Genomic DNA, 23,863 nt, shown 5'->3' with positions numbered 1-23,863 from the left:
ATTATCTGTTACCTTACAGCACGAGTCAATTTTATTAGCTTTTTAAATTGATTTTAATAAGTATTGCAAAAAGGTGAATAGAATGGAGTTAACCAAAATATTATACCGCTTTAGTGTAAATTTCAAGGCGATTACCGGTATTATTATCTTTTTATTGTTTGTTAATCAAGTAATTGGGCAGGTGGCTGCTGCGCCATATAAATGGGGGAATTGGGAAGCCTGGGGAGATTTAGGCAATGGGAAGTATGCCAACCCGGTGATACCGGCAGATTATAGTGATATTGATTGTATCCGTGTAGGTGATGATTATTACGCCGTATCGTCTACTTTTCAGTATTCTCCGGGTTTTGTGATCCTTCATTCTAAGGATCTTGTGAATTGGGAAACACTAAGCCATGCGGTAAGTAACCTGAATGAAATTTCGCCCGAAATGAATTGGGATAAGATGAACCGTTACGGCACGGGGATCTGGGCGGGCGCTATACGTTATTATCATAACAAATTCTGGATCTACTTTGGTACGCCGGACGAAGGATACTTTATGACCACGGCAAGCAACCCCCGCGGGCCGTGGCAGCCGCTTACGCATGTTTTAAAAGGTAAGGGCTGGGATGATTGCTGCCCATTTTTAGATGATGACGGGCAGCTATATTTAATAGGGACAAACTATGCTGATAATTACAAAATTCATTTATTTAAGCTTACTGCCGACGGCAGGTCCATCATCCCCGGGTATGATAATATTATCCATCAGTCTGAAGGGAGCGAAGCAAATAAGCTTTATAAAATTAATGGTACTTATTACCACTTTTTTAGTGAGGTAAAGCCCGAAGGGCGCGCTATTATGATGGAAAGAGCGCAAAAGGTTAACGGGCCTTATTTAGAAGAAAAGCAGTTAAGCTACGCTCAAAAACAGTTTAATGAGCCCAACCAGGGTGGCTTGGTACAAACAAAACGCGGCGAATGGTATTTTTTAACGCATCATGGCACAGGCGACTGGGAGGGCCGTGCAGTAAGCTTGCTGCCCGTAAACTGGGTTGATGGCTGGCCGATAATAGGAAAAGTTAGTGCAGAGAAGATTGGAGAGATGGTATGGCAGGGAAAGATGCCGGTAAAAAGCAGGCATATTAAAAACAGCACTACAAACGATGAGTTTAACCGCACAGTGTTAAAGCAGCAATGGGAGTGGAATTATCAGCCACGTAGTGATAAATGGTCGTTAACCGAAAGGCCCGGCTGGTTGCGCCTTAAAGCGTTTAAACCGGTAGAAAATAACAACTTGTTAAAAGCGGGCAATACGCTTACGCAACGCGCGTTCAGGACCCAAGCTAATATCGTAACCGTAAAATTAGATATAAGCGCAATGGCCAGCGGCCAGCATGCCGGCCTGTCGCACTTTGGTAAGCCTGGTTACGCTGCATTTGGTATAAGCTGTAAAGGCATTGTTAAAACTTTGCAACTAAACATAAAAGAGCATGTGTTTGAAGGCCCCGTTTTACATGGCCGGCAGGTTTGGTTGCGGTCGGTTTGGGGGCAGGATGGTAAAAGCAGATTTTATTACAGCATAAACGGTAAAGAATTTTATGCCTTTGGCGATAAGTATCAATTGGCATGGGGCGCTTATCGCGGCGACCGCATTGCTGTATATTGCTACAATAATTTAAAAGATGAAGGCTATATTGATATAGATTTTTTACACTATAGGTATCGTTAGTAAAAGATAGCTTTTTACAATATCTTACAGAATGCTGTAATATTACTATAACTTTGTTTTACTATTAAAAAATTACGTTTGTAACGGCTGATGTTGCTATTAAAAGGTACCCCATAATATGTTTCATGACCGTGTAGCAAAATATATCGAGGCTATTCAAAATAACGGGGATAAAACGGCCTTTAACGAGTTGTACCTTTTACTGGAAGCCAAAATTTACAATTTTGCCTTTTCTTTTCTTGGTGAACGCGAAACCGCGCAGGAGATAACCAACGATGCTTTTTTAAAACTTTGGCTTAACCGCGAAAAATTAAGCGCTATTAATAATTTGCAGGTTTACCTGTATGTGCTTGTAAAAAATGCCTGCCTTAATCATTTAAGAAGCGTATCATTAAAACAGATTAAAGAGCCGCAGTTAACAGAGCGGTTTTACTTCACAATATCTACCGACCCTTCTCAGTTGTTGATAAGTAAAGAACTAAAAGAGCGTTTGTTGAAAGAAATTAATAAGCTACCCCCGCGCTGCAAGCTCATATTTAAAATGGTTAAGGAGGATGATCTTTCCTGTAATGAAGTAGCTGCCATTTTAGGGTTATCTAATAAAACCGTTTTTGCGCAGCTTGCCATTGCGCTTGCCAGGATAGAAGCCGCCCTGGGCTTGTAGTAATTATAAACGCGCTTTAAATCGTCCACATAAAAATATTTTAATTTTCTTTTAGGAAAACCGGCCGCTTGTGTGTCCTTACGGTAGAATATATTTATCATGGGCAAATCGCGATTTATAGATTTAATGGCCAAAAGCCTGGCTAAAACCGCCACAGTAAAAGAGTTGGCCGAATTGGAGGTGTTTTTAAAGCAGTTTCCACGGTATCAGCAATTATATAATACAACCAATGCTATAAAAGGAAATGATCCTTCGGCTGATGTGCATATTACATCTGCTGATAAGATCGGGCAGCTTTGGGATCATATTAACAGCGCTGAAAACAACGGAGGTGACCAGGTTGACAAGGGCAACACTAAACGCATACTAACCTGGCAGTGGGCCGCTGCTGCAGCTGTGTTTTTTTGTGTTTTGGGGGGCGTTTTTTATTTCAACATCATTCAATCCTCCAAAAGTATAACTATGGCCATGCATAAAATGCAAGTACCTTATGGTAACACCCGTAAACTAATTATGCCTGATGGTACCGAAGTTACGCTTAATGCAGGCAGTACGCTAACATATCCGGGTAGTTTTGCGGGTAAAACACGTGAGGTAACGCTTACCGGCGAAGGTTTTTTTAAAGTAGTAAAAAATCCGCGGAAGCCGTTTTTAGTGCACACCCAAAAGCTTACTGTAACCGTACTTGGAACGGTGTTTAATGTTAAGGCCTACGCTAACGATAAAACTACAGAAACCACGCTTTTAACAGGAAAGGTGCAGGTAGACCTAAATAATAACCCCGAGAAAAAGGTTGTATTGATGCCTAATGAAAAACTGATTGTTGCCAACGATCAAATTGCCCGTGCTGTTAAAAACCAGACAGAAAAAAAATCGCTAGTAGAATATCAGGTGATATCGTTACCAGTGGTAAGCCCGGGGGAGGTAAAAGAAACCGCTTGGCTTGATAAGCGCATTGTTTTTACTAATGAGAGCTTTGAAGATGTTGCCAAACAGATAGAGCGAAAATATAATGTGCAGATAATATTTGATGACGTAAAATTAAAAAGTGAGCAGATAAGCGGTTTGCTGGATAAAGAGTCGCTGCCTGATGCTTTGCGGATCATTGAAATTACAACACCGTTTAATTACCGGATTAACGGAAAGGTAGTTTACCTTTCACCAGATAATAAATAAACAACCCTAAAATTTAAATGCGTATGAGATTGAAAAATTACTTATCAGATTCCTGAAATATCCTCATGAAACAAGGGAAGAGCTGCAACTCCTCCCTGTAAAAATATTAGGATTTATTAACAAGAGTAAAATGTGCATACAGCTGTTACTCTTTCCATTAATTTTCAAAACAAATGTAATGAAAAAAACAAAAAGGGTATCCCCGCTTCCGGGGATGCCTGCGTACCTAAAAGTTATATTGCTGATGAAAGCAGTTTTTTTTCTAATCCTTGTGACGTGCATGCAGGTATCTGCAAAAGTATATTCACAGCAAAAATTTACACTTACCGTTAAACAGGCAGAGGTAAGCACTATTCTTACCAAAATTCAAAAACAAAGCGACTATCGCTTTTTTTACAACTATGCCTCAGTAAAAAAGCTGGGCAAAGTTGATCTGGATGTAAAAGATGCTACTATCAGCCAGGTACTGGCTACCCTAATGGATAACAAGCTATCCTACAAACTGGCCGAAAACAATGTAGTGATCATTACTACGCAGGATGAAGCCAATAGCCAGATCATCGTTAAAGGTAAAGTAGTGGATAAAGCAGGCCAGCCGCTGATTGGCGTTAGCGTTAAGATACAGGGAACAACTATTGGTATCACTACCGATGTTAACGGTAACTTTACCCTTAATGCGCCTGATAACGGTGTATTGGAACTTACCTATATAGGTTATGTTAAAAAGCTGGTTAACATAACCGGCACCGAACCTATAACAATTACGATGGAAGAACTGCCATCGGCACTTAAAGAGGTGGTGGTAGTGGGTTACGGTACCAGTAAAAAAATTGATATTACCGGTTCGGTAGCCAGTGTTAAAGGCAGCGATTTTCAGAACCTGCCGGTAAGTTCTGCAGCGCAGGCATTAGAGGGCCGTGCAAGCGGTGTAAACATTGTGCGTAATGATGGTTCACCGGGTGCGGCGCCAAGCATTCGTATCCGTGGTACCGGTACTACAAATGATGCCAACCCGCTTATTGTAATTGATGGGGTACCAACCAGCAACCCCGATGCCTTAAGCGATATCAACCCCAATGATATTGCGTCGGTAGATATTTTAAAGGATGCATCATCGGCGGCTATTTACGGTACCCGCGCAGCGAATGGTGTGGTATTGGTTACTACCAGAAAAGGCAGTTATAACCAAAAGCTAAATACCACGGTTAATTTTTACAACGGTTTCTCAAATCCTACCAAATACCTTAGCCTGCTAACCGCGCCTGATCTGTATAAATTAAAAAGAGAACGCTACACTAATGATGGTGTTGCCATTAACGACTTATGGAATAACAGTTATTATTCTACACAGCGTACAGATTGGCAACGCGCCATTTTGGGCACCGGCCGTGTCACTAATGGGGATATCAACATACAGGGTGGTAACGAGTTTTCTAATTACTATTTCTCTACCTCTATTTATAACGAGAAGGGAATCATAGATAAGTCGGATTTTAAACGGGTAAGCACACGTATTAATTCCGAGCATAAAATTAAACCCTGGCTTAAACTGGGCGAAAATATCCAATTATCTTACGGCGAGATCAATGGGTTTGATAATAATAACTCACAAACCGGCCTTATCTTTTCTGCCCTGCGCTTTAACCCTGCAATTCCGCTGGTTAATGAGGATGGCACTTACGGTACGGCCAAAGCAAATTCGGAGCTGGGCGATATCAACAGCCCTTACTCTACTATTCAGCAGGCAGACAGGTACACTAAAAAGTATCGTGCCCTGGCCAATGCCTTTGCCGAGATCAGCTTTGTAAAAGAATTGAAGTTACGTGTTAACTATGCGTTTGACGGTACTTTAAACCGCGGATATAATTTTAATATTGCTGATGTAAATCAGGTGAGGCAAAATCCAACATCTGCCTTAACACAATCCGAAGAAGAGATCTCATCGCAACTGCTGGAAACTTTCCTTACTTATGATAAGGTTTTTGGCAAAAGCCACGTAACATTTACAGGTGGTTATTCTTACCAAAACTTTAAAGATTACGGCTTTAATGCAACCCGTATTGGTTATGATGATACCGATCCGGATCAACGTGTACTAAACACAGGTAATGCACAATTTAATTCCAGCATACCTTATCCGTTTCAGCCGTCTGCTTTGCAATCTGGTTTTGCAAGGTTGTTTTATGATTTCGACAGCCGCTTCCTGGCAACGGTAACCTTCCGTGCAGATGGTTCTTCCAGGTTTGCTAAGGGCAATCAATGGGGTTATTTCCCAGCTTTCTCATTAGGATGGAGGTTATCTAACGAGCAATTTATCAAAAATATCAGTTGGATAAGCAATTTAAAACTAACCGGTGGTTATGGTGAATTAGGCAATCAAAGTGTTCCTCCATTCCAGTATTTAAGTTTAATAAAAACCGGCAGTACCTATCAGAATGGTGGTTATGTATTTGGTGGTAGCGGTGTAAGCGGCGCTGCTGTAACTACAATTGCCAATCCGGATATTGCCTGGGAAAGAACAGCAATGACCAATATAAGTTTAGAAGCCGGTTTTTTAAATAACAGGCTAAACACTACATTAACCTGGTTTAACAAAAACACTAAGGATATGTTGATAGCCCCGCCGGTAGTAGGTTCTGCAGGTTCTGTTGGTATCCCTACCCAAAATATTGGTGCAATGAATAATAAAGGTGTAGAAGTAGAATTGAATTATCAGGGCGGCGATAAGGTACGCTATTCAGTTGGTGCAAACGCCTCATTTATTAAAAACAAGGTAACCAGGCTTAATGGCGAAGGTACTTTTGTTGGCTCAACGGTGTATGGCCGTTCCAGCCAGGAAATCTCCAGGACTTACCAAGGCCAGCCTATCGCATCTTTTTACGGCTGGAAAACCAACGGTTTATACCAAACACAAGCTGAAATTGATAGCGACCCCGCACTGGCAAATGATTCTCGCAAAGGAAACATCAAACCGGGCGATGTACGTTTTCTTGACTTAAACGGAGATGGTTTAATAGATGGCAGCGATCGTGCTATTCTTGGCAACCCGAATCCAAATGTGGTAACAGGCTTACAGGGCAGCGTATCCTACAATGGGTTTGATCTATCTGCAAACTTTACAGGTGTATTTGGTGTAAGCCTTTATAATGCCGACAGGATGCAGGGTATCGATCCAACTTATCCGTTTAACATGTATGCCGAAACTTTAACCAGGTGGACTGGGCCGGGTACCAGCAACACTATCCCGCGTATGTCTTTAGACCGTTCTAACGATAATTACCGCACATCAGATCTGTTTGTAGAAAGTGGTAATTACTTTAGCCTTAAAAACGTAACACTTGGTTACACATTGCCTTTAGCGTGGAGCAAAAAAGCATCACTTAACAGTGTAAGGCTTTATGCATCAAGCCAAAATGTATTTATGATTACCAATTATAAAGGATACACCCCGGAGTTAGGTTATACTGCCGGTAACCTTCAAAGAGGAGTTGATGTGGCGCAGTATCCTGCGGTAAGGACCATTACATTCGGTTTAACAGTTAAATTATAAAATCATGAGATCGAAAAAAATAATATATACAGTAATTGCGCTTGCGTTATTTAACAGCGCATGTAAAAAAGCACTTGATCTTGATCAACAGGGTGTTTACACGTCAGATAATTACTTCAGGAACGAAAAAGATGCAATTAATGCCGTAAACGGCATATATAGCCTGTTAGAGGAAGAAGATTACATCGGCCATGCCGAAACAACCTTCGACGTGCCATCTGACGATTACTGGCGCTCGGGCGACCACGGTGAAGACGAAGGAATTGAAAACTTAACTTACGATGCTTCAAATGCGGCTATCCGGTATCCGTGGAAATGGCGTTATGAAGAGATCAACCGCTCTACCAACTGTATCATTAATATCCCCAAGATCACTGCCATATCCGAGGCTGTAAAGAACCGCAGTTTAGGCGAGGCTTATTTTTTACGCGCTTTTGGTTACTGGCGCTTAATGATCATCCAGGGCGATGTACCCATCATTACCGAGGACGATTATTCAAAGCAAAATTTCAATGTCCCAAAATCTTCTATCGAAGAGGTACGCAAGCAAATAGAGGCCGACCTGTTAAAAGCAGTTGATTTGCTGCCCGAAAGCTACGGCGGTACAGATCGTGGCCGTGTAAGCAAAGGCACAGCTCTGGGCTTATTAACTAAGCTATACATGTACTGGGAAAAATTACCCGAAGCCATTGCAACAGGCCAAAAAGTTATTGCTAACAGTAACTATGCACTGGCAGCAAACTACCAGGATAACTTTACCCGCGCAAACGAAAGCAGCACCGAATTACTTTTTTCTATCCAGGCGTTACAAAACGTGGTGCAGAATGATTTTACCATTTACTACATCCCGCGGGCCTGGGGTGGTTACGGCTTTAGCCAGCCTTTACAGGGCTTATCTAACGAATTTGAGGCTAATGACCCACGTAAGCAAGCTACATTATTAACTGTTGGGGACAAGGTTGACCTGGGCGATGGCAATGGCTTAACCACCTTTACACCAGATTTGTCTGCAACCGGTTTTGCGTTTAAAAAATATGCGGTATTTAACACGCAGGCAGCAGGTGGCGGTGTAGACCACACCTTTGCGGTGCCGTTAATGCGTTCGGCAGATATTTATCTGCTGGTTGCCGAGGCACTTATCCGTACGCAGGGCGCGGGTGCAGGTGATGCTATCATCAACCAGATCAGGCGACGCGCTTCGGCAGCTTTACCACCGGTTGTGGGGGCGGGCATGAAAGAGTTAATCCACGAGCGCCGTGTAGAACTGGCGGGCGAAGATCAGCGCCACCAGGACCTGATGCGTTGGGACAAGGCCAAGATTGTTGATATCGCCGCAATTTATAACCTGGCAGTTTCAAAGGCTCCGATAGACCAAAATAAAACCGTAACATTTGTACGCCCTAAAAACTATTACTTCCCTATTCCACAGGTAGAGATTGATAAAAGTAAAGGCGTTTTGATACAAAACCCCAACTTTTAAATAACATACACACTGGTGCCGGTAACAGAAATAAGTTTATAAAGCTTTATTCTGGCTACCGGCATTTTTGTAATTATCCGCGATACAATTATGTGTCGTAAATTTAAAATGAACTGATAGATGAGAAAGTGTTTCTTTGCGTTTTTTATGTTATTGATAAGCCTGCAAACAATGGCGCAGGTAGATCAAAAGGCCTCGGTAGCATTTATAGAGCGGGTGATCCCCGGCAGATCGGGTTCATTTATTATAGAGGCCATACCGCCTGATAATGGTAAGGATGCCTTTGAAGTGGATAGGCGTGATGATAAGATTGTGTTGCGCGGTAATAATGGTTTGTCGGTAGCATCGGCATTAAATTATTATCTTAAAACGTACGGATTGTGTGACATTGGCTGGAATGGCACCAACCTTAATTTACCCGCAAGCTTGCCCCCGGTAACAGCCAGGGTGCATAAGGTAACACCTTACCAGTACCGTTATTACTTAAATTATTGCACATTCAATTATACCATGGCCTGGTGGGACTGGGAACGCTGGCAAAAAGAAATAGATTGGATGGCCCTTAATGGCATTAACTTACCTTTAGCTATCACCGGCGAAGAAGCCGTTTGGCAAAATGTGTATAAAAGCATGGGGTTTAGCAATAAGCAACTGGATGACTTTTTTTGCGGCCCGGCATATTTTTCGTGGTTTTGGATGGGTAATATTGATGCCTGGGGTGGGCCGCTGCCACAGCATTGGATGGATTCGCATAAAGATCTGCAGAAAAAGATCCTGGCACGCGAACGCTCTTTTGGGATGAAACCTGTATTGTCCTCATTTACAGGGCACGTGCCGCCATCCTTTAAAGATAAGTTCCCAAATGCCAAAGTTAAAAGAACCAACTGGGATGCCGGTTTCCCGGATGTATTTATTCTGGACCCGGACGACCCCTTGTTTGAAACCATTGGTAAAAAATATATAGAAGCACAAACCAAAGAATTCGGAACAGATCATTTTTATTCGGCAGATACATTTAACGAGAATGTGCCGCCAACCAATGATTCTACTTATCTGGATGGCATGAGTAAAAAGGTTTTTAATTCTATGGCCGCTGCCGATCCTGAAGCCATATGGGTAATGCAGGGTTGGATGTTTCATTACAACAACAAATTCTGGCAGCCGCAGCAGATAAAGGCATTGCTGAATGCAGTACCTAATGAACAAATGATTGTGCTGGATCTGTACAGTGATGCACACCCCGTTTGGAACCGTACCGAAGCTTATTACGGTAAACCGTGGATCTGGAGCATGCTTCAAAACTTTGGCGGCAACATCAGCCTGTTTGGCCGTATGCGCCATGTAGCTGCCGACCCTGCCATAGCCCTGCACGACCCCGAATCAAAAAATATGCGGGGTATAGGCATCACTCCCGAAGGAATTGAACAAAACCCCGCGCTGTTTGCCCTGATGCTGGAAAACGTTTGGACAGATACCCCAATAGATGTGGATAAATGGCTGATTAATTATGCCCAAAGACGCTATGGCCAAACCAATACTCAGGTTAACCAGGCATGGCATATTTTGTTAAATACAGTTTATTCGGGTGGGCTGACAGAGGGCGGCCAGGAATCGATCATTGTGGCGCGGCCTACGCTTAAAAAAAGTATAGATAGGGTATTAACCCGGCTGGATTATAACCCGGCAGAATTACTGCGTGCCTGGGGCCTGTTTATAAACGCTGCCGACAGCCTGCAAAAAAGCGATGGTTTTGAATATGATGTGGTGGATGTTAGTCGCCAGGTGCTGGCTAATTACGCCGGCCCGCTGCAGCAAAAAATGGCACTGGCTTATCAGCAAAAAGATAAGGTTGCTTTTAATCGTTACAGCAAGGCGTTTTTGGAATTGATGACCGATATGGATGCGCTGTTAAGCACCCGAAAAGACTTTTTATTAGGCAAATGGATAAGCGAAGCCAGGGCAAACGGCATCACCGATAAAGAAAAGAACCTGTACGAATTGAATGCCCGTAATTTGATTACACTTTGGGGCGATAAGGAAAGCGGCTTGCGCGAATATGCTAACAGGCAGTGGGCAGGGCTTATCAATGGCTTTTACAGGCCACGATGGGAGTTGTTTATCGGTCAGTTAAATAACTCGCTGGCTAAGGGCACAGCATTTGATAACGATGCCTTTATAAAGCAGGTAAAAGATTGGGAATGGCAATGGGTAAACAAACACGATAATGCTTACCCGGCTACAACAAAAGGTAACGCTTTAGCAACAGCTAAAACGCTTTACGATAAGTATCATAACACTATTCAACAGATTTATCAGCAATAAGTATGAAAGTTAGTATCTACAGCTTTTTACTTTTACTGGGGTGTACAATTGGTATCAACAAAGCAAGATCTCAGGCAATAAACGATCATATCTTCCCGCCGCATGCAGCTGCTAAATCTTTTATTAATTTTAATAAAAAGGGATTTTTAATTAATGGGAAACCCACCTTTTTAGTTTCAGCAGGTTTAGAGTATGCCCGGGTACCTCAGCAGCTATGGTACGACAGGTTGTTGCGGCTAAAACGTGCCGGGTTTAATTGTGTAGAGATCTATACTTTATGGAACTTCCACGAACCGCATGAAGGGAAGTTTGTGTTTACAGGCGACCATGATCTGAACAGGTTTCTGGATCTTGTAAAACAATTGGATCTGTACGCTATTGTTAGGGTAGGGCCTTATTACTGTGCCGAGTGGGACCTGGGTGGTTACCCTTTATGGCTAAAGTTTAAACCCGGGTTACGCGTTCGGGAGGATAATGAGGCCTTCGTGAAATATGTCGACCGCTATTTTGATAAGCTGCTGCCTATTGTATGTAAGCAGCAAATTAATAGGGGCGGCCCGGTCATTATAGTTCAGCTGGAGAATGAACATAACGATGGCTGGGGCACGGCTGTACCCAATAATTACTTTAAGCGTTTGCAAAGCAAAGCATTAGCCCAGGGCTTGCAGGTACCATACTTTTTTAGCGGCCTGCACCACGCCAGCGACCCGGCAGGAGATGGTACGCTGGATGATGCCGCCCGGCCTAACCCATGGTTCTCTACCGAGTTTTGGAGTGTTTGGTATTCCCAGTATGGTGCCAAGCCAGCCGATTCAGCTGTTTATGCCCGGCGCACTTGGAAAATAATAGCGCATGGCGGCGGCGGTTACAATTACTATATGGCGCACGGTGGTTCCAACTTCAATTACAGCAATAATGATGAAGATGCGGCTTCATATGATTATGGTGCAGCCGTAGGCCAGGCCGGGGACCTGCGGCCCATTTATTTTGCCTTTAAACGAGCTGGTTTTTTTGCCCGCAGTTTTCAGGATGTTTTGGCCGATGGTACAGATGCAACAGCTGCTTATAAGAGCCTGCTTGCTGATACCACATTAAAAATAACAGCGCGTAAAAGCGATGCCGGTGAAGTGATATTTTTAGATAATCCGGGGAATACCGTGATGGAAAAATCTATTGTAGTTGATGCAAAATTACCTGCTGCGCACCTTAAACTATCAGCCGGAGAGATCTATCCACTTGTTCATAATTATCATATCAACGATAAAGTAAAGCTTAAATGGGCGCTTACGCGGATTTATGGCCTATTTAAACAGGGCAATACCGCCACAATTTTAGTGGAGGTACCTGAAGGCGGCAAAGCTTTGTTGAATTTTGAAACAGTACAGAACGCAATTTTTACTAAAGGAAAACAGCGCTTTAGCGTTAATGGGCAATCTGTTATTTTGCAAACCGAAAATAAGCCGGGCTTCGAAAAAGAATATATTTTTGAAGTTGGCGATAAACGTATTCGTGTGCTGATTGCCGACGCCGCAGGTATGGATAAAACCTGGGCGACCGAAGTCGCAGATGCAAACGCAATCGTAAGTGGTCCATCGTACTTAGGGGATGTGGTTGTGAAAAATAACCGTGTTCAGTTTGAGGCAGAGCAGCCTTTAGCAGGTTTAAGTATGAGTGATGCGATGCTATATACCGAAAAGGCCTCGGTAGTATTAAAAAGTATTCATCAGCCTAATTTAAAAGTACCTTCGAAGCTTATCTTATCCCCCTGGCAGCACAAAAATGCCGCGGTTTACGCTACTGGTAATTTTAACGATAGTAAGTGGTTTGCATCTGCCAATCCTTTACAAATGGGTGCCGATGGTAATTTAACAGCAGATGCCTGGTATCGTACGCATTTAAATATTCCGTTAAACGGTAAATATACCTTACAAATTGCTGGAGGCGGCCGCGCAATAGCTTTTGTAGACGGGGTGAAAGTGGCGAGCTGGAAGATAGCGGATAGTGAACTATCATTACCTTTAAAAAGGGGGAAGCACACGCTGGCGATTTTTACCGCGCATGACGGCCGGGATAAACTGGCTGCCTACACCGGCGCTATTACAGATGTCGACCCCAAAGGGATCTCCGGGCCGGTGAGCATAAAAAAGGGCGGCCCTTTTATTTCTACCCTTCAGAATTGGTATTTTAAGAAAGCCCACGGGGCGGGAGAGGTGAAGAATGGCATCCCCCAATCAGATACTGTAAACTGGCAAAAGTATAACATTGGCGACGATGCATTTAATAAGCAGGAAGGTTACGGCTGGTTTGAAACCATTATCCCGGTACAGGCAGGGGCAATATCCAAACTAACCATCAGCTTTAAAAGTGTTGATGAGGACGCTATTGTTTTTATTAATGGCAGGCAGGTTGCATCCCACAACGGGTGGAATTCGCCTTTTAAAGTGGAAGTGAATAATGCCGAAATACTGCAAAAGCCGGTAAGGCTTACCATTTTTGTATCCAATCACTCAAACGAAGGAGGCATTGATCAGCCGGTAAAGATCAACAGTATCGGCAAAGCCACAACCGTAAGAGGCTGGAAAATGCTTGGCGGCCCCGGTAATATTGCTGATCAGCGGGGATGGAAGAAATTGTTTGTCGGCACGGTTTATACAGGTCCGCAATTGTACCGCTCGGCATTTGTATTACCTGCCGCTAAGGGTAAAGAGTTGATCTGGCGGGTGCACACCGATGGGTTAAGTTATGGGTCGGTATGGGTTAACGGCCATAACCTGGGCCGCTATCCCGAAAAGATAGGGGATATAGGTATGTATATTCCATCTTGCTGGTTAATACCCGGTTCAAACCAATTGGTGATTTATGATGAAAACGGCAAACGCCCCGGTATGGTGAGCATACAATTAGAAAAACAGGCCTCAAGGGTAATTTATTCGCTCGAAGGAAAATAAGATTAACACATATAATGCTATGGCTTTAGCTAATAACAGATTTATAACGCTCGACGTATTTAGGGGAATGACGATCTGCTTCATGATTATTGTGAATGCGCCGGGCTCAGGCGCCTTGCAATGGGCGCCGCTTGACCATGCCGCCTGGTTCGGTTTTACCCCAACCGACCTCGTATTTCCATCTTTTTTATTTGCCGTTGGCAATGCGCTTAGTTTTTCGAAAGATAAATTTGGCAGTGATGGTGCTTTTTTAAAAAAGATAGCCAAACGTACCTTTATTATATTTTTTTTAGGCTATTTGATGTATTGGTTTCCTTTTGTGCACCGCGAGGCTGGTACATGGGTTTTCAATCCGTTGGCTAAAACCCGTATTATGGGTGTTTTACAGCGTATAGCCATCTGTTACTTTTTTGGCGCACTCATTGTACATTATTGTACCAAACAAACAGCTGTTATTATATCTATAGTTCTTTTGGCCGGTTACTGGGTGTTTTTAGTACTGCTTGGCGAGCCAGGTAAACAACTTACTATGCTGGGTAATGCCGGCACCAAATTAGATATTCTGATTATGGGCAATGCGCATCTATATCATGATAAAGGTGGCCCTATTGCATTTGATCCGGAAGGGTTACTAAGCACCCTGCCGGCAATAGTAAACGTAATTGCGGGCTACCTTACAGGCGCTTACATTCAAAAAAAGGGGCGCAATTATGAGTCGGTTGCTAAACTGTTAATAGCAGGGGCTTTGTTAATTGGTATAGCTTTGTTTTGGGGGCAATTTTTCCCGTTTGCTAAAAAATTATGGACAAGCACTTTTACTTTACTCACTATCGGGCTTGATCTGGCGATCATCGGTATCCTGATCTACGTTATTGAGCTGAAAAAGTTTACAGGTACAAACAATTTTTTCCTGGTTTTCGGCCGCAATTCGCTGGCTATTTATTTGCTATCCGAGTTGCTATTGACTGTGTTGCAGGTGATTTGGGTTAAGCCAGGCCTTAGTTTTTACGATTGGGTTAACCAGGTATTCTATCAGCGTGTATTCCCCGGTGCTTTGGGTACATTGGTTTTTGCCTTGTGCTATATGTTATTATGCTGGCTGGTTGGCTATACGCTCGACAGGAAAAAGATCTACATAAAAATATAAGTTGGGCCATGTTTAAAGCGAATTTAATACGGATGAGGTGTGTGCTGTTTTTGTTGTTTTTTAATGTAGCTGCTATTGTTGCTAACGCACAATTAAAAAATAATAACCTTGCTTATGTAAATCCTTTTATAGGTACGGCTAAAAGCGGCGCGCTAACCCGTTGGGGCGGTGATGGCGGCACATACCCCGGCGCCGTTGCGCCATCGGGTTTTATACAGATCAGCCCGGAAACGCGGGTAACCGGAGCCAAGGGATATAATTTTGCAGACTCATCCATTTATTACTTTAGCTGTGCAGGCCATAATAGCGGTTTTCCCGAAGGTTCGTTAGGTAAGTTATATGTAATGCCTGCATTGGGAGATGAAGCTTTTAAAGCAGGGGTTTACAGCAGCCGTTTTACCCACAGTAATGAGGCTGCCAAGCCCGGTTATTATAAAGTGACTTTTAATAATGGCATCACTACTGAAGCCGCCGCTGCAACCCGAAGCGGTATGCTTCGTTTTACATTTCCCATTGATAGTAAACCACAGATATTTATCGGTAACAGCGGTGATCTGACTATCGTTTCCGGTAAAGTTTTACATGGGGCTTTGTTAAACACCGTTTATAATTTCAGCGAGGACTTTATCAGTAAGAAAAAGGAAAATAACGGCTATCTGTTTACTTTTAAAAGCACCGGGGCAGCAAAAAGGTTTATCAGCATTAAACTGAGTACATCTACCGTAAATTATAATGGGGCGCAAAATAATATTGATAAAGAATTGGGTAGCCTTACCCTTGATGAATTGGCAAAAGCCACTGCGCGTAGTTGGGCTATGCAACTGGCTACAGTTGATGTTGAAGATGATAACACCAATAACAAAACAATATTTTATACAGCATTATACCATTCGCTTTTAATTCCCTGGGTAATATCTGATGCTGACGGCAGTTACCGTGGCAACGATGGCAAAGTGTGCCAGGCAAGCGGCAAGTACCAGTATGGCGGGTTCTCTCCCTGGGATACCTTCCGGTCGTTACATCCGCTATTAAGTTTGTTATATCCGCAAAAGCAAAACGATGTTATTATATCGATGCTGGATATTTATAAGCAAACCGGCCATTTACCTACCGAAAGTATGACAGGTAATCATGCTGTACCTATTATAGTTGATGCATATTTAAAAGGCATTACCGGGTATGATAAGGCGCTGGCTTATCAAGCAATGAAAAGCAATATCGTGGATTCTCCTTTTGTGCAAACTGATATGGGCATTTATCACCAGATGGGATATATACCATATACCAGGTCGGAGTCGGTAACGCGTACGGTAGAATATGCTTATGATGACTGGGCTTTGGCACAATATGCCAAAGAAGTAATGAAAGATAAGACAGATTATGAGATTTTACAGCAGCGGGGATATAATTACAGAAACCTTTTTTATCCAAAATCTTTGTTTTTACTGCCGCGATTAAATGATGCCTTTAAAACGGAACCGGGCATGTCTGGCTACAAGGAGGGAGACAGATGGGTTTATTCTTATTTTGTGCCGCATAACGCCAAAGATCTGGTGAACCTGTTGGGGGGTAATGAGGCATTTGTTAAACGCCTCGATTCGGCTTTGAGCCACCATGTTATTTTGTATGACAACGAAACCGTGGTGCATGTGCCTTACCTGTTCAATGCAGCCGGCCGCCCCGATCTTACCCAAAAGTGGATCAGGAATATTTTGCTGACGCGATACAAGAACAGCCCCGGTGGTTTACCCGGTAATGACGACTTAGGGTCAATGTCGAGCGCTTATATATTTAATGCTTTAGGCATCTTTCCGGTATGCCCGGGGCTGCCCCAATATGCAATTGGTACACCTTTATTTAAATCAGTAAAATTAAGCTTGCCCAATCATAAAACATGGGTTATTAAAAGTGATGGGGCATCTGCAGGCAATAATAAGGTAAGCACTTTAACCATTAATGGTAAACTTAGCAGGCAATTGGTAATCGCCCATCAACAGATAACAAATGGCGGAGTGATGCGGTTTAAAATGGGTAAAAATAACCGTAAAACGGATGATCCGGCGATATTGTCGGTAACAAAAAGCAACGCTGACATCCATTTACTAAGTTATCGCCTGCAAAAAAATAAAATACAGCCCAATGAACAGTTATGGGTATATTTTACCTTAGCTAACACCGGTTCTGCAGGTACAAAGCAAATAAGCCTGACGGTTGATCATAAAGAAATTGCTGTAATGAACAGCTTGGTTAAGCAGGGAGAAACGCTTACCGATTCGATAAGCTGCCGGTTATACCATTTAGGCAAGGCAAAAATAGCTTTGAATAATAAGCCGGTTGGGATAGTTAACGTTACCGAACCTTTGCAGCCTGTTCTGCAGCCATACGGGTTATCTTCACTTCACTTGCAGCCGCTGGTGCAATATAAGCAAGAACAAAAAATAAGTTTCGTAATTAAAAACTTAACCGGTCAAAACCATGATTTTGCTGTACCCTTGTATTTAAACGATACCATTATACATACTTATAAGGTAAGCCTTGCAGCCGGAGAAAGTAAAATTCACACTTATAGTTTTAATGAAAATAAAGCCGGATTAAAAACAATAAGAGTTGGCGGCTTAAACCAAAAGTATAAAGTTTATGCAGATGATGCTGGTTCGCTTTTACTTCATTTGCCGGATGTAGGGAAGGACAGCTTACCTTACCTTAAAGATCAATCGGGCCTGGATAATAATGCACGTGTTATAACAACTATAGGTATAAATATACCTACACTAAAACAGATTTTATTTGGTGATAATTGTTACCTGGAGGTACCGTCGTCAGCCAGTTTGGATAATTTAGATGAAACCATTACGATGATGGCTTGGGTAAATCCACAAGCTACCGAAAGAGGGTTGGTGGATATGATAACTAAAGGTGATTCGCACGTATTACAAACCACCGACAATAAAACGCTTACTTTTTTCGCTGGTGGCTGGGGCAGGGGCGATTGCACCGTACCACTTCCTCAAAACTGGAAAGACAAATGGCACCATATTGCGGGTGTTTGTAATGGTACTACGCTATTTGTTTATATAGACGGTAAGTTAAGTGGTACGGCAAAAGTTGAAGGGAAGGTAAATTTATCTGTAAGCAATAAGTGGCAATTTGGGCGTAACGAGGAATTTCCTTCCGAAAGGATATTTCATGGATACATAGATGATATAAGAATTTATGGTAAGGCACTTTCCGGAGAAGTTATTGAGGCTATTTTTAAATACGGCAGATAAAATAATACAGTTATCGGGATGCAATTTTACTTTGTTAATAGTACATGCCTTAATATGCTGTTATAATACTGAATTTCAATATGTATCTATCTTAAAAACAGGTGTTTTCACCCTTTTTATTAAAAAGTATTTGATTACTTTTAAAAACCTAAACTTTAAAAGCATGAAAATACCAAGCAACTTTCCTGCAATTCGGCAAATCATACATGCCGGATTATTAACAGTATTTTGTTTACTGTGTTCAATTGATTCCAATGCGCAAACAGCTGTAATCCGGCAACAGGAAAAACCGGTTGCTGTAAAAGATACTGTTGTTAAAAAGCCATCGGTTGATACAATTCTATCGATAAGAAATATAGCATCCGGGCAGGATTCTGTCAAAACAAAAGAGATCATCGGTATCAGGATCCGTACCGCATTGCCGATAGATTCTTTTAAAATGCTGTTTATTAATGGCATCCAACTCTCCAACACTAAACCATGGAAGGTGAGCCCGCAAGATGGTATTATTTATTTTGAGATGGATACCGTTGTTAATGATTTTTTGGTAAAAGCACTTAAAGGCAACGCTTTTGAGAAAGCAATAATACCTGTTCGCCTTGGAGTTGGTAATGGAAAGAAGATTTATTTAGAGGCGGCTTTTGCTACGTATATTGAAGTAAGGCAAAAAATAGGCAAAATATGGGTGATAGCGATGGTAATTATTATTATAGCACTGGTTATACTGGGGTTGAACCGCAGGGTGCTTAAGGATGATAACAACCTGTATTATTCTTTAAGCCGTACCCAGTTGCTTTATTGGACGCTGATACTGGTAGCATCCTATCTTAGTATTTGTTTGGCTACCAACACCCTGCCAGATATTCCGGCATCTGTATTGGCCATTATCGGTATCAGCGTTTCTACTGCCGCAGTAAGCAAAGTGGTAGATAACCACGGTAAAGACGGCGTAGCGATAGATCCGGATGCTAAAAGCGAAGGCTGGCTGATCGATATTTTGTCTGACGGAAGCAGCATCAATGTACAGCGCCTGCAAAGTGTAATATTTAATGTGTTTTTTGGTGCGGTTTTTATTCAGAAAGCATTTGCAACAAATCTTTTGCCCGATTTTGATAACAATATATTGCTGCTGTTGGGCATCAGTTCAGGTACTTACGCCGGCTTGAAAATTACAGAAGCTACCAAAGAGCAAAATGCACCGGCCAAGCAGGTAGGTACCGATATCGCCGACAATGGTCAGCTTCCAACACCGCCGCCACCGCCACCTCAGCCGGGCGCGCCTGTTGAGCCAGGTAGCGATGCAGCAGGGGATAATAGCGGTAAAAATTTGTAAAGTAATGATAGGATGTAGTATTACCAGCAGCAAACCCCGTAAACAGTATATTTTACGGGGTTTGTTACTAATTAATGTAGCTGCAAGGCATTAGCTTTTGGGGCACTTGTTATATGGTTATAAAACAGGTGCGCACAAATGCCCTACTATTCATCAACTACTTTAAATGAATATTTTCCTGATCCGGCTTTTATTACGGCCTTGCCGTTTTCTATATTTATCAGTTTGAGTGTGCTGTTAGCTTTAATGCTTTTACCGCCTACAGTAATGTTACTGCTTTTTTTTGCAGGCAGATAGATAACAGCTGTGGTATTAACAGGGATGGTTGTAGTCATGTAAAAAGTATTGGCTTCCTTTTTCCATTCGTTAGCGATATTGCCATATGGCGACATATAATTTGCTTTTACCTCATTTACATCACCTACAATTTCCGGGCGGATAACGATCTCACGGAAGCCGTTTGACCCGGTATCTGACCGGATGCCACCCAAGCCACTGTAAAACCATTCCATCAGGTGGCCAAGCATAAAATGATTGTTGCTTGATATGCGGTTACCCTGCCACGATTCGGTAAGTGCGGTAGCGCCCTGGGCAAGCTGGTAACCGTATCCGGGCACATCGCTTCTGTTGTTCATATCAAATATTACGTCAGACCGGCCTGCTTCATCCAATACTCTTAATAAATAGCGGTAGCCGATATCACCTGCGGTAACACCGTTGTTATGATTACGAATATCCTGAACAATATTATCTATGATCTTGCTTTTATGTTCAGGATCTGCTAAACCCATGTACACCGATATGGCATTAGCGGCCTGGCTGCCCGTACCATACTGGCTTGTTTTAGGATTGAAAAAAGTTTTGTTGTAAACCGCCTTTACCCCGGCAGCTAAAGCAGCATATTTTTTCTCATCCGCAGGTTTATTAACTATCCCTGCAATTTTAGATAGCAGTGTTAAATCGTAATAATAATAGGCTGTACTGGTGATGCCACCGGGTGTTAGTTGAGAAGGCCCCAGGTCTTTCGGGCCGATATCATACCAGTCGCCAAGGCCAAAGTACAGCAAGTGGTTTTTTGATTTACTTTCCAGATACGCTACGTAGCGAGCCATCATATCATAACTTTCCTGCAGTATTTGTTTATCGCCATACCATTGGTAAACATAATAAGGCAAAATAACACTGCTGCTTCCCCATTCGGGCGAATCGCGAAACGGGCCTCCAAATTTCACAAATTCGGGCGCAATATCCGGTATCAGCCCGTCTTTGGTTTGCGAGTTTATCATGTCCCTTATCACCTTGCGGCTTAAGGTGGCAATATCATAATTATAGTGTATCGAGCTGCCAACCAGGTGAGCCTCTTCCAGCCAGCCCAGTTTTTCGCGGTGAGGGCAATCAGTAAAAACACTAACCGTGTTACTGCGTATCGCCCAGTCTATCAGCTTAAATATTTTGTTAAATAATTCGTTTGAGCAGGTGAATGAACCGGCATCTGCGGCGCTGTTACGAGTGTGCAGGCTTTTAACTTCTAACAACGTTGGCAGTTGCGAATTACCGGCCTCGCCCTGGGGCACCGCACCTTCTATTTGTATATAGCGAAAGCCGTAATACATAAACTGTGGTTTCCAGCTTTCGGTACCTTCGCCATTAAGCGTGTAATTAAAATAAACAGGGCTGCCAACCGGGGCCTGTAATACCAGGCCCTGGTCATCCAGCAGTTCAGCAGGGGTTATTTTTATGATCGTACCACGTTTACCTTTAACTTTTATGAATGGAATGGCAGATGCATTTTGCCCCATATCATACACCCATACACCGGGTTTGGGTTGTGTTATTTTTTTTACACTAAACTCGTCAAATATCTTTAGCGGCTCCTGTTGCTGTGCCTCAAGTACCTGCGGGCCGCTCACTAATACTGCATTGCGGAATTGTGCATCGTTAAAGCCTGTTTTATCCCAGCCCTGGCGGTGCAAAGTGGCGTTATAATCTTCGCCGCCGTAAATGCTGGAGTAGGTTACCGGGCCGGGGGCCGCCTTCCAGCTTTCGTCGCTTATAACATTTCCGGTGGTGCCGTCTTTATACTCAATCAGCGTACGGCATATCATTTTAGGATAGCCATATGCGCTTTTTAGTTTATGATATCTATCGCCTGGTACATAGTAAAAACCGTTGCCCAGCATCATCCCAAAAACATTACCGCCTTTTACCAGGTTACCGGTGATATCAAAACAAATGTATTGGGCATGTTTATCATACTGTGTCCATCCGGGGTCTAAGAAATGATCGCCAACTTTTTTGCCGTTGATACTCAAATCAAACTGGCCAAGCCCTGTAATAAATATGGTTGCTTTTTTAATTTCTTTAGTTATAGTAACTTCCTTACGCATCAGTGGCAAAACATCATTGCCTTTATTCCACCTGCTATCGGCGGGGTTGTCTATAGCTGGTACGATACGTAATGAATCGGGCATTTTTTCATAGGCTATCCATTTTGCGCCCTTCCAGTCGGCAGCGGTCAATAAACCCATTTGCCATTTTGATGGTTTGCTCCAGGCAGATGCTTTACCCTGGTTGTCCCAAACCATCAGCTTCCAATAATAAACCTTAGCTGACGCCAGTTTTTTGCCGGCATATATTACCTGTATCGATTTATCAGAAACGATTTTTTTAGAATCCCAAATGTTGCCGGTGTTTTTTTGTAGTAGTGCAGCATCGTCTGCAACTAATATACGATAGGCAGTTTGTTTAACATTTTGAGCATTTGATGCTAATAGCCAACTAAGTTGTGGGTTAGGGGAGTTGATGCCGAGGGGGGCATCCCGGTATTCGCACCGTAAAGCAGATACAGTAATTTGTGCCGATACCTTTAGCGATACAAATAGCAGTAAACAAAATACGAAGATACTTTTAAGGTTTTTGGTCATGTATATAATTATCTTATTTTATAATAGGTGCCAGTTGTCTACCTTAACCAGCATCATTATCAGCATAATTCCACATTTTTAGCCGTAACATGCACTTTGCAATACATTATTTAGGGCAGTGGAATTATTTTTATTTGTTTATAACGATAACAATATCAAATTTAATAGTGTTGCCACACAGCATGTTATCTATTTTGATATTTAACATGTCTGTTTTGATATATTTATTGTATAAAGCAGGTTAAGGGTTACGTATTAGTGAATACAAACACAAGGGTTATGTGCCGTATTTTTTAAGGCCGTTGTTTCGGTAATCTTGTGGGGTTTGGCCCGTTTTTATTTTGAATAGTTTAGAAAAGTAGGGTATCGATTCGAAGTTTAGCAGGTAAGCTACACTTTTAACAGAGTTTTCGGGTACCAGCAGCAACTCTTTCGATTGTTGGATCTTCAGTTGTATCAGGTATTGATTTGGGGCCATACCTGTATATTTTTTAAATGTTTTTCTGAACCATGAATAGCCTACCTGCAATTCTGAAGCAATAGCCTCTGATGTGATATGCTGGTTCATGTGGTTACGCAGCAGAAATCGTGCGCGATCTACAAGCGCCTGTATATTGTCTTCCCCGGCGAATGAAGCCTGTTTTATTTCGGCAAATATATTACCTAACAGGTGCACCGCCGCCCCGGCTGTGGCCGGCTGATAACCCGGCTTTTCACTTTTGGTTTTTTCAACTATATCTTCAAAAAGCGTAAACAGCGTGTCTTTCAGGCCAACATCAATTACCGGATGCTGGATGTTGAAAAATTCATTTTTTATGATGTTTTCAATGATCTCGCCCTTTAATCCTATCCAATACTCGTTCCAGCCTGTTTTTTCGTTGGGTTTATAACGATGGCGCTCATTGGGATATAAGAAAATAATGCTGCCTTCTTTAACCTGCCTTAATTTGCAATGCTCTGACTCAAAAACGCCTTCTCCGCTTGTAATGTAAATAATTTGGTATTCATGCAATATCCTGCCGTTCTTCCAGGTAAAATAATAATTAGATGGATGGCCAGTGCCAGGGTAGGCCGCAGATTTAGCAATATGCGTATGCCCGGCATTTAATATTGTTAAACCCCAGGCTTCATCCTCCGGATTTACGGGGAGGTATTTACAATAATTTATCATTTGCAATTGGTTATAAAACGCAGGCTCTGCTGTAGGGTTGCTTTTAGGGCTGGTTTATATATGCAAATAAAAGCTTAAATAAACTTAAAATAAAGCGTCCGGATCTTTTTGTCAGAAAGTGTAACCTATTTGTCAAAATGGATAATTGTAGTAAGGTGCCTGCCG

At 42.4% G+C, this 23,863-nt stretch carries 12 protein-coding genes; 10 read left to right on the top strand and 2 right to left on the bottom strand.

Annotated features, from left to right (window positions below; translation table 11 throughout):
* The first annotated feature begins 82 nt into the window (after nucleotides 1-82).
* The 10 genes from E2R65_RS00850 (at nucleotide 83) to E2R65_RS00805 (ending at nucleotide 19,603) form a co-directional block, all read left to right on the top strand.
* Nucleotides 83-1,714 carry a glycoside hydrolase family 43 protein gene (locus tag E2R65_RS00850; RefSeq protein WP_134334585.1) on the top strand — a complete coding sequence of 544 codons (1,632 nt, stop codon included), beginning with the start codon at nucleotides 83-85 and terminating at the stop codon, nucleotides 1,712-1,714.
* 118 nt (nucleotides 1,715-1,832) lie between these two features.
* The gene (locus E2R65_RS00845) at nucleotides 1,833-2,378 is read left to right on the top strand and encodes an RNA polymerase sigma-70 factor (protein WP_134334584.1); all 546 of its coding nucleotides are present in this window, start codon (nucleotides 1,833-1,835) and stop codon (nucleotides 2,376-2,378) included.
* A 99-nt stretch (nucleotides 2,379-2,477) separates the two neighbouring features.
* Nucleotides 2,478-3,554, top strand: a complete 1,077-nt coding sequence (locus tag E2R65_RS00840; protein WP_134334583.1) for a FecR family protein — start codon at nucleotides 2,478-2,480, stop codon at nucleotides 3,552-3,554.
* A gap of 280 nt (nucleotides 3,555-3,834) precedes the next feature.
* Nucleotides 3,835-7,104 carry a TonB-dependent receptor gene (locus E2R65_RS00835; RefSeq protein WP_158285186.1) on the top strand — a complete coding sequence of 1,090 codons (3,270 nt, stop codon included), beginning with the start codon at nucleotides 3,835-3,837 and terminating at the stop codon, nucleotides 7,102-7,104.
* A gap of 4 nt (nucleotides 7,105-7,108) precedes the next feature.
* The gene (locus E2R65_RS00830) at nucleotides 7,109-8,584 is read left to right on the top strand and encodes a RagB/SusD family nutrient uptake outer membrane protein (protein WP_134334581.1); all 1,476 of its coding nucleotides are present in this window, start codon (nucleotides 7,109-7,111) and stop codon (nucleotides 8,582-8,584) included.
* A 120-nt stretch (nucleotides 8,585-8,704) separates the two neighbouring features.
* The gene (locus E2R65_RS00825) at nucleotides 8,705-10,906 is read left to right on the top strand and encodes an alpha-N-acetylglucosaminidase (RefSeq protein WP_134334580.1); all 2,202 of its coding nucleotides are present in this window, start codon (nucleotides 8,705-8,707) and stop codon (nucleotides 10,904-10,906) included.
* 2 nt (nucleotides 10,907-10,908) lie between these two features.
* The gene (locus tag E2R65_RS00820) at nucleotides 10,909-13,854 is read left to right on the top strand and encodes a beta-galactosidase (protein WP_134334579.1); all 2,946 of its coding nucleotides are present in this window, start codon (nucleotides 10,909-10,911) and stop codon (nucleotides 13,852-13,854) included.
* Nucleotides 13,855-13,873: 19 nt separating this feature from the next.
* Complete coding sequence (locus E2R65_RS00815) at nucleotides 13,874-15,001, top strand: acyltransferase family protein (protein ID WP_134334578.1); 1,128 nt, start codon at nucleotides 13,874-13,876, stop codon at nucleotides 14,999-15,001.
* Nucleotides 15,002-15,033: 32 nt separating this feature from the next.
* A complete protein-coding gene (locus E2R65_RS00810) occupies nucleotides 15,034-18,270 on the top strand; it encodes a GH92 family glycosyl hydrolase (RefSeq protein ID WP_158285185.1) in 3,237 nt (1,078 codons plus the stop codon).
* Between the two features lie 163 nt (nucleotides 18,271-18,433).
* A complete protein-coding gene (locus E2R65_RS00805; protein WP_134334576.1) occupies nucleotides 18,434-19,603 on the top strand; it encodes a hypothetical protein in 1,170 nt (389 codons plus the stop codon).
* Nucleotides 19,604-19,749: 146 nt separating this feature from the next.
* Here the strand turns inward: E2R65_RS00805 and E2R65_RS00800 are convergent, their stop codons facing one another.
* On the bottom strand, nucleotides 19,750-22,527 hold the full coding sequence (locus tag E2R65_RS00800) for an alpha-L-rhamnosidase (RefSeq protein WP_134334575.1): 2,778 nt from the start codon (nucleotides 22,525-22,527) through the stop codon (nucleotides 19,750-19,752).
* Nucleotides 22,528-22,804: 277 nt separating this feature from the next.
* Nucleotides 22,805-23,698 (bottom strand): helix-turn-helix domain-containing protein, encoded by an 894-nt coding sequence (locus E2R65_RS00795; RefSeq protein WP_134334574.1) that lies wholly within the window; start codon nucleotides 23,696-23,698, stop codon nucleotides 22,805-22,807.
* Nucleotides 23,699-23,863 lie beyond the last annotated feature (165 nt).

Source organism: Mucilaginibacter phyllosphaerae, from assembly GCF_004378255.1.
Lineage (GTDB): Bacteria > Bacteroidota > Bacteroidia > Sphingobacteriales > Sphingobacteriaceae > Mucilaginibacter > Mucilaginibacter phyllosphaerae.
This window is presented reverse-complemented; position numbering and strand designations above follow the sequence as displayed.

Coding starts and splice junctions, on each gene's coding strand:
- E2R65_RS00850 (WP_134334585.1), top strand. CDS start 83: ATGGAGTTAACCAAAATATTATACCGCTTTAGTGTAAATTTCAAGGCG.
- E2R65_RS00845 (WP_134334584.1), top strand. CDS start 1,833: ATGTTTCATGACCGTGTAGCAAAATATATCGAGGCTATTCAAAATAAC.
- E2R65_RS00840 (WP_134334583.1), top strand. CDS start 2,478: ATGGGCAAATCGCGATTTATAGATTTAATGGCCAAAAGCCTGGCTAAA.
- E2R65_RS00835 (WP_158285186.1), top strand. CDS start 3,835: ATGCAGGTATCTGCAAAAGTATATTCACAGCAAAAATTTACACTTACC.
- E2R65_RS00830 (WP_134334581.1), top strand. CDS start 7,109: ATGAGATCGAAAAAAATAATATATACAGTAATTGCGCTTGCGTTATTT.
- E2R65_RS00825 (WP_134334580.1), top strand. CDS start 8,705: ATGAGAAAGTGTTTCTTTGCGTTTTTTATGTTATTGATAAGCCTGCAA.
- E2R65_RS00820 (WP_134334579.1), top strand. CDS start 10,909: ATGAAAGTTAGTATCTACAGCTTTTTACTTTTACTGGGGTGTACAATT.
- E2R65_RS00815 (WP_134334578.1), top strand. CDS start 13,874: ATGGCTTTAGCTAATAACAGATTTATAACGCTCGACGTATTTAGGGGA.
- E2R65_RS00810 (WP_158285185.1), top strand. CDS start 15,034: ATGAGGTGTGTGCTGTTTTTGTTGTTTTTTAATGTAGCTGCTATTGTT.
- E2R65_RS00805 (WP_134334576.1), top strand. CDS start 18,434: ATGAAAATACCAAGCAACTTTCCTGCAATTCGGCAAATCATACATGCC.
- E2R65_RS00800 (WP_134334575.1), bottom strand. CDS start 22,527: ATGACCAAAAACCTTAAAAGTATCTTCGTATTTTGTTTACTGCTATTT.
- E2R65_RS00795 (WP_134334574.1), bottom strand. CDS start 23,698: ATGATAAATTATTGTAAATACCTCCCCGTAAATCCGGAGGATGAAGCC.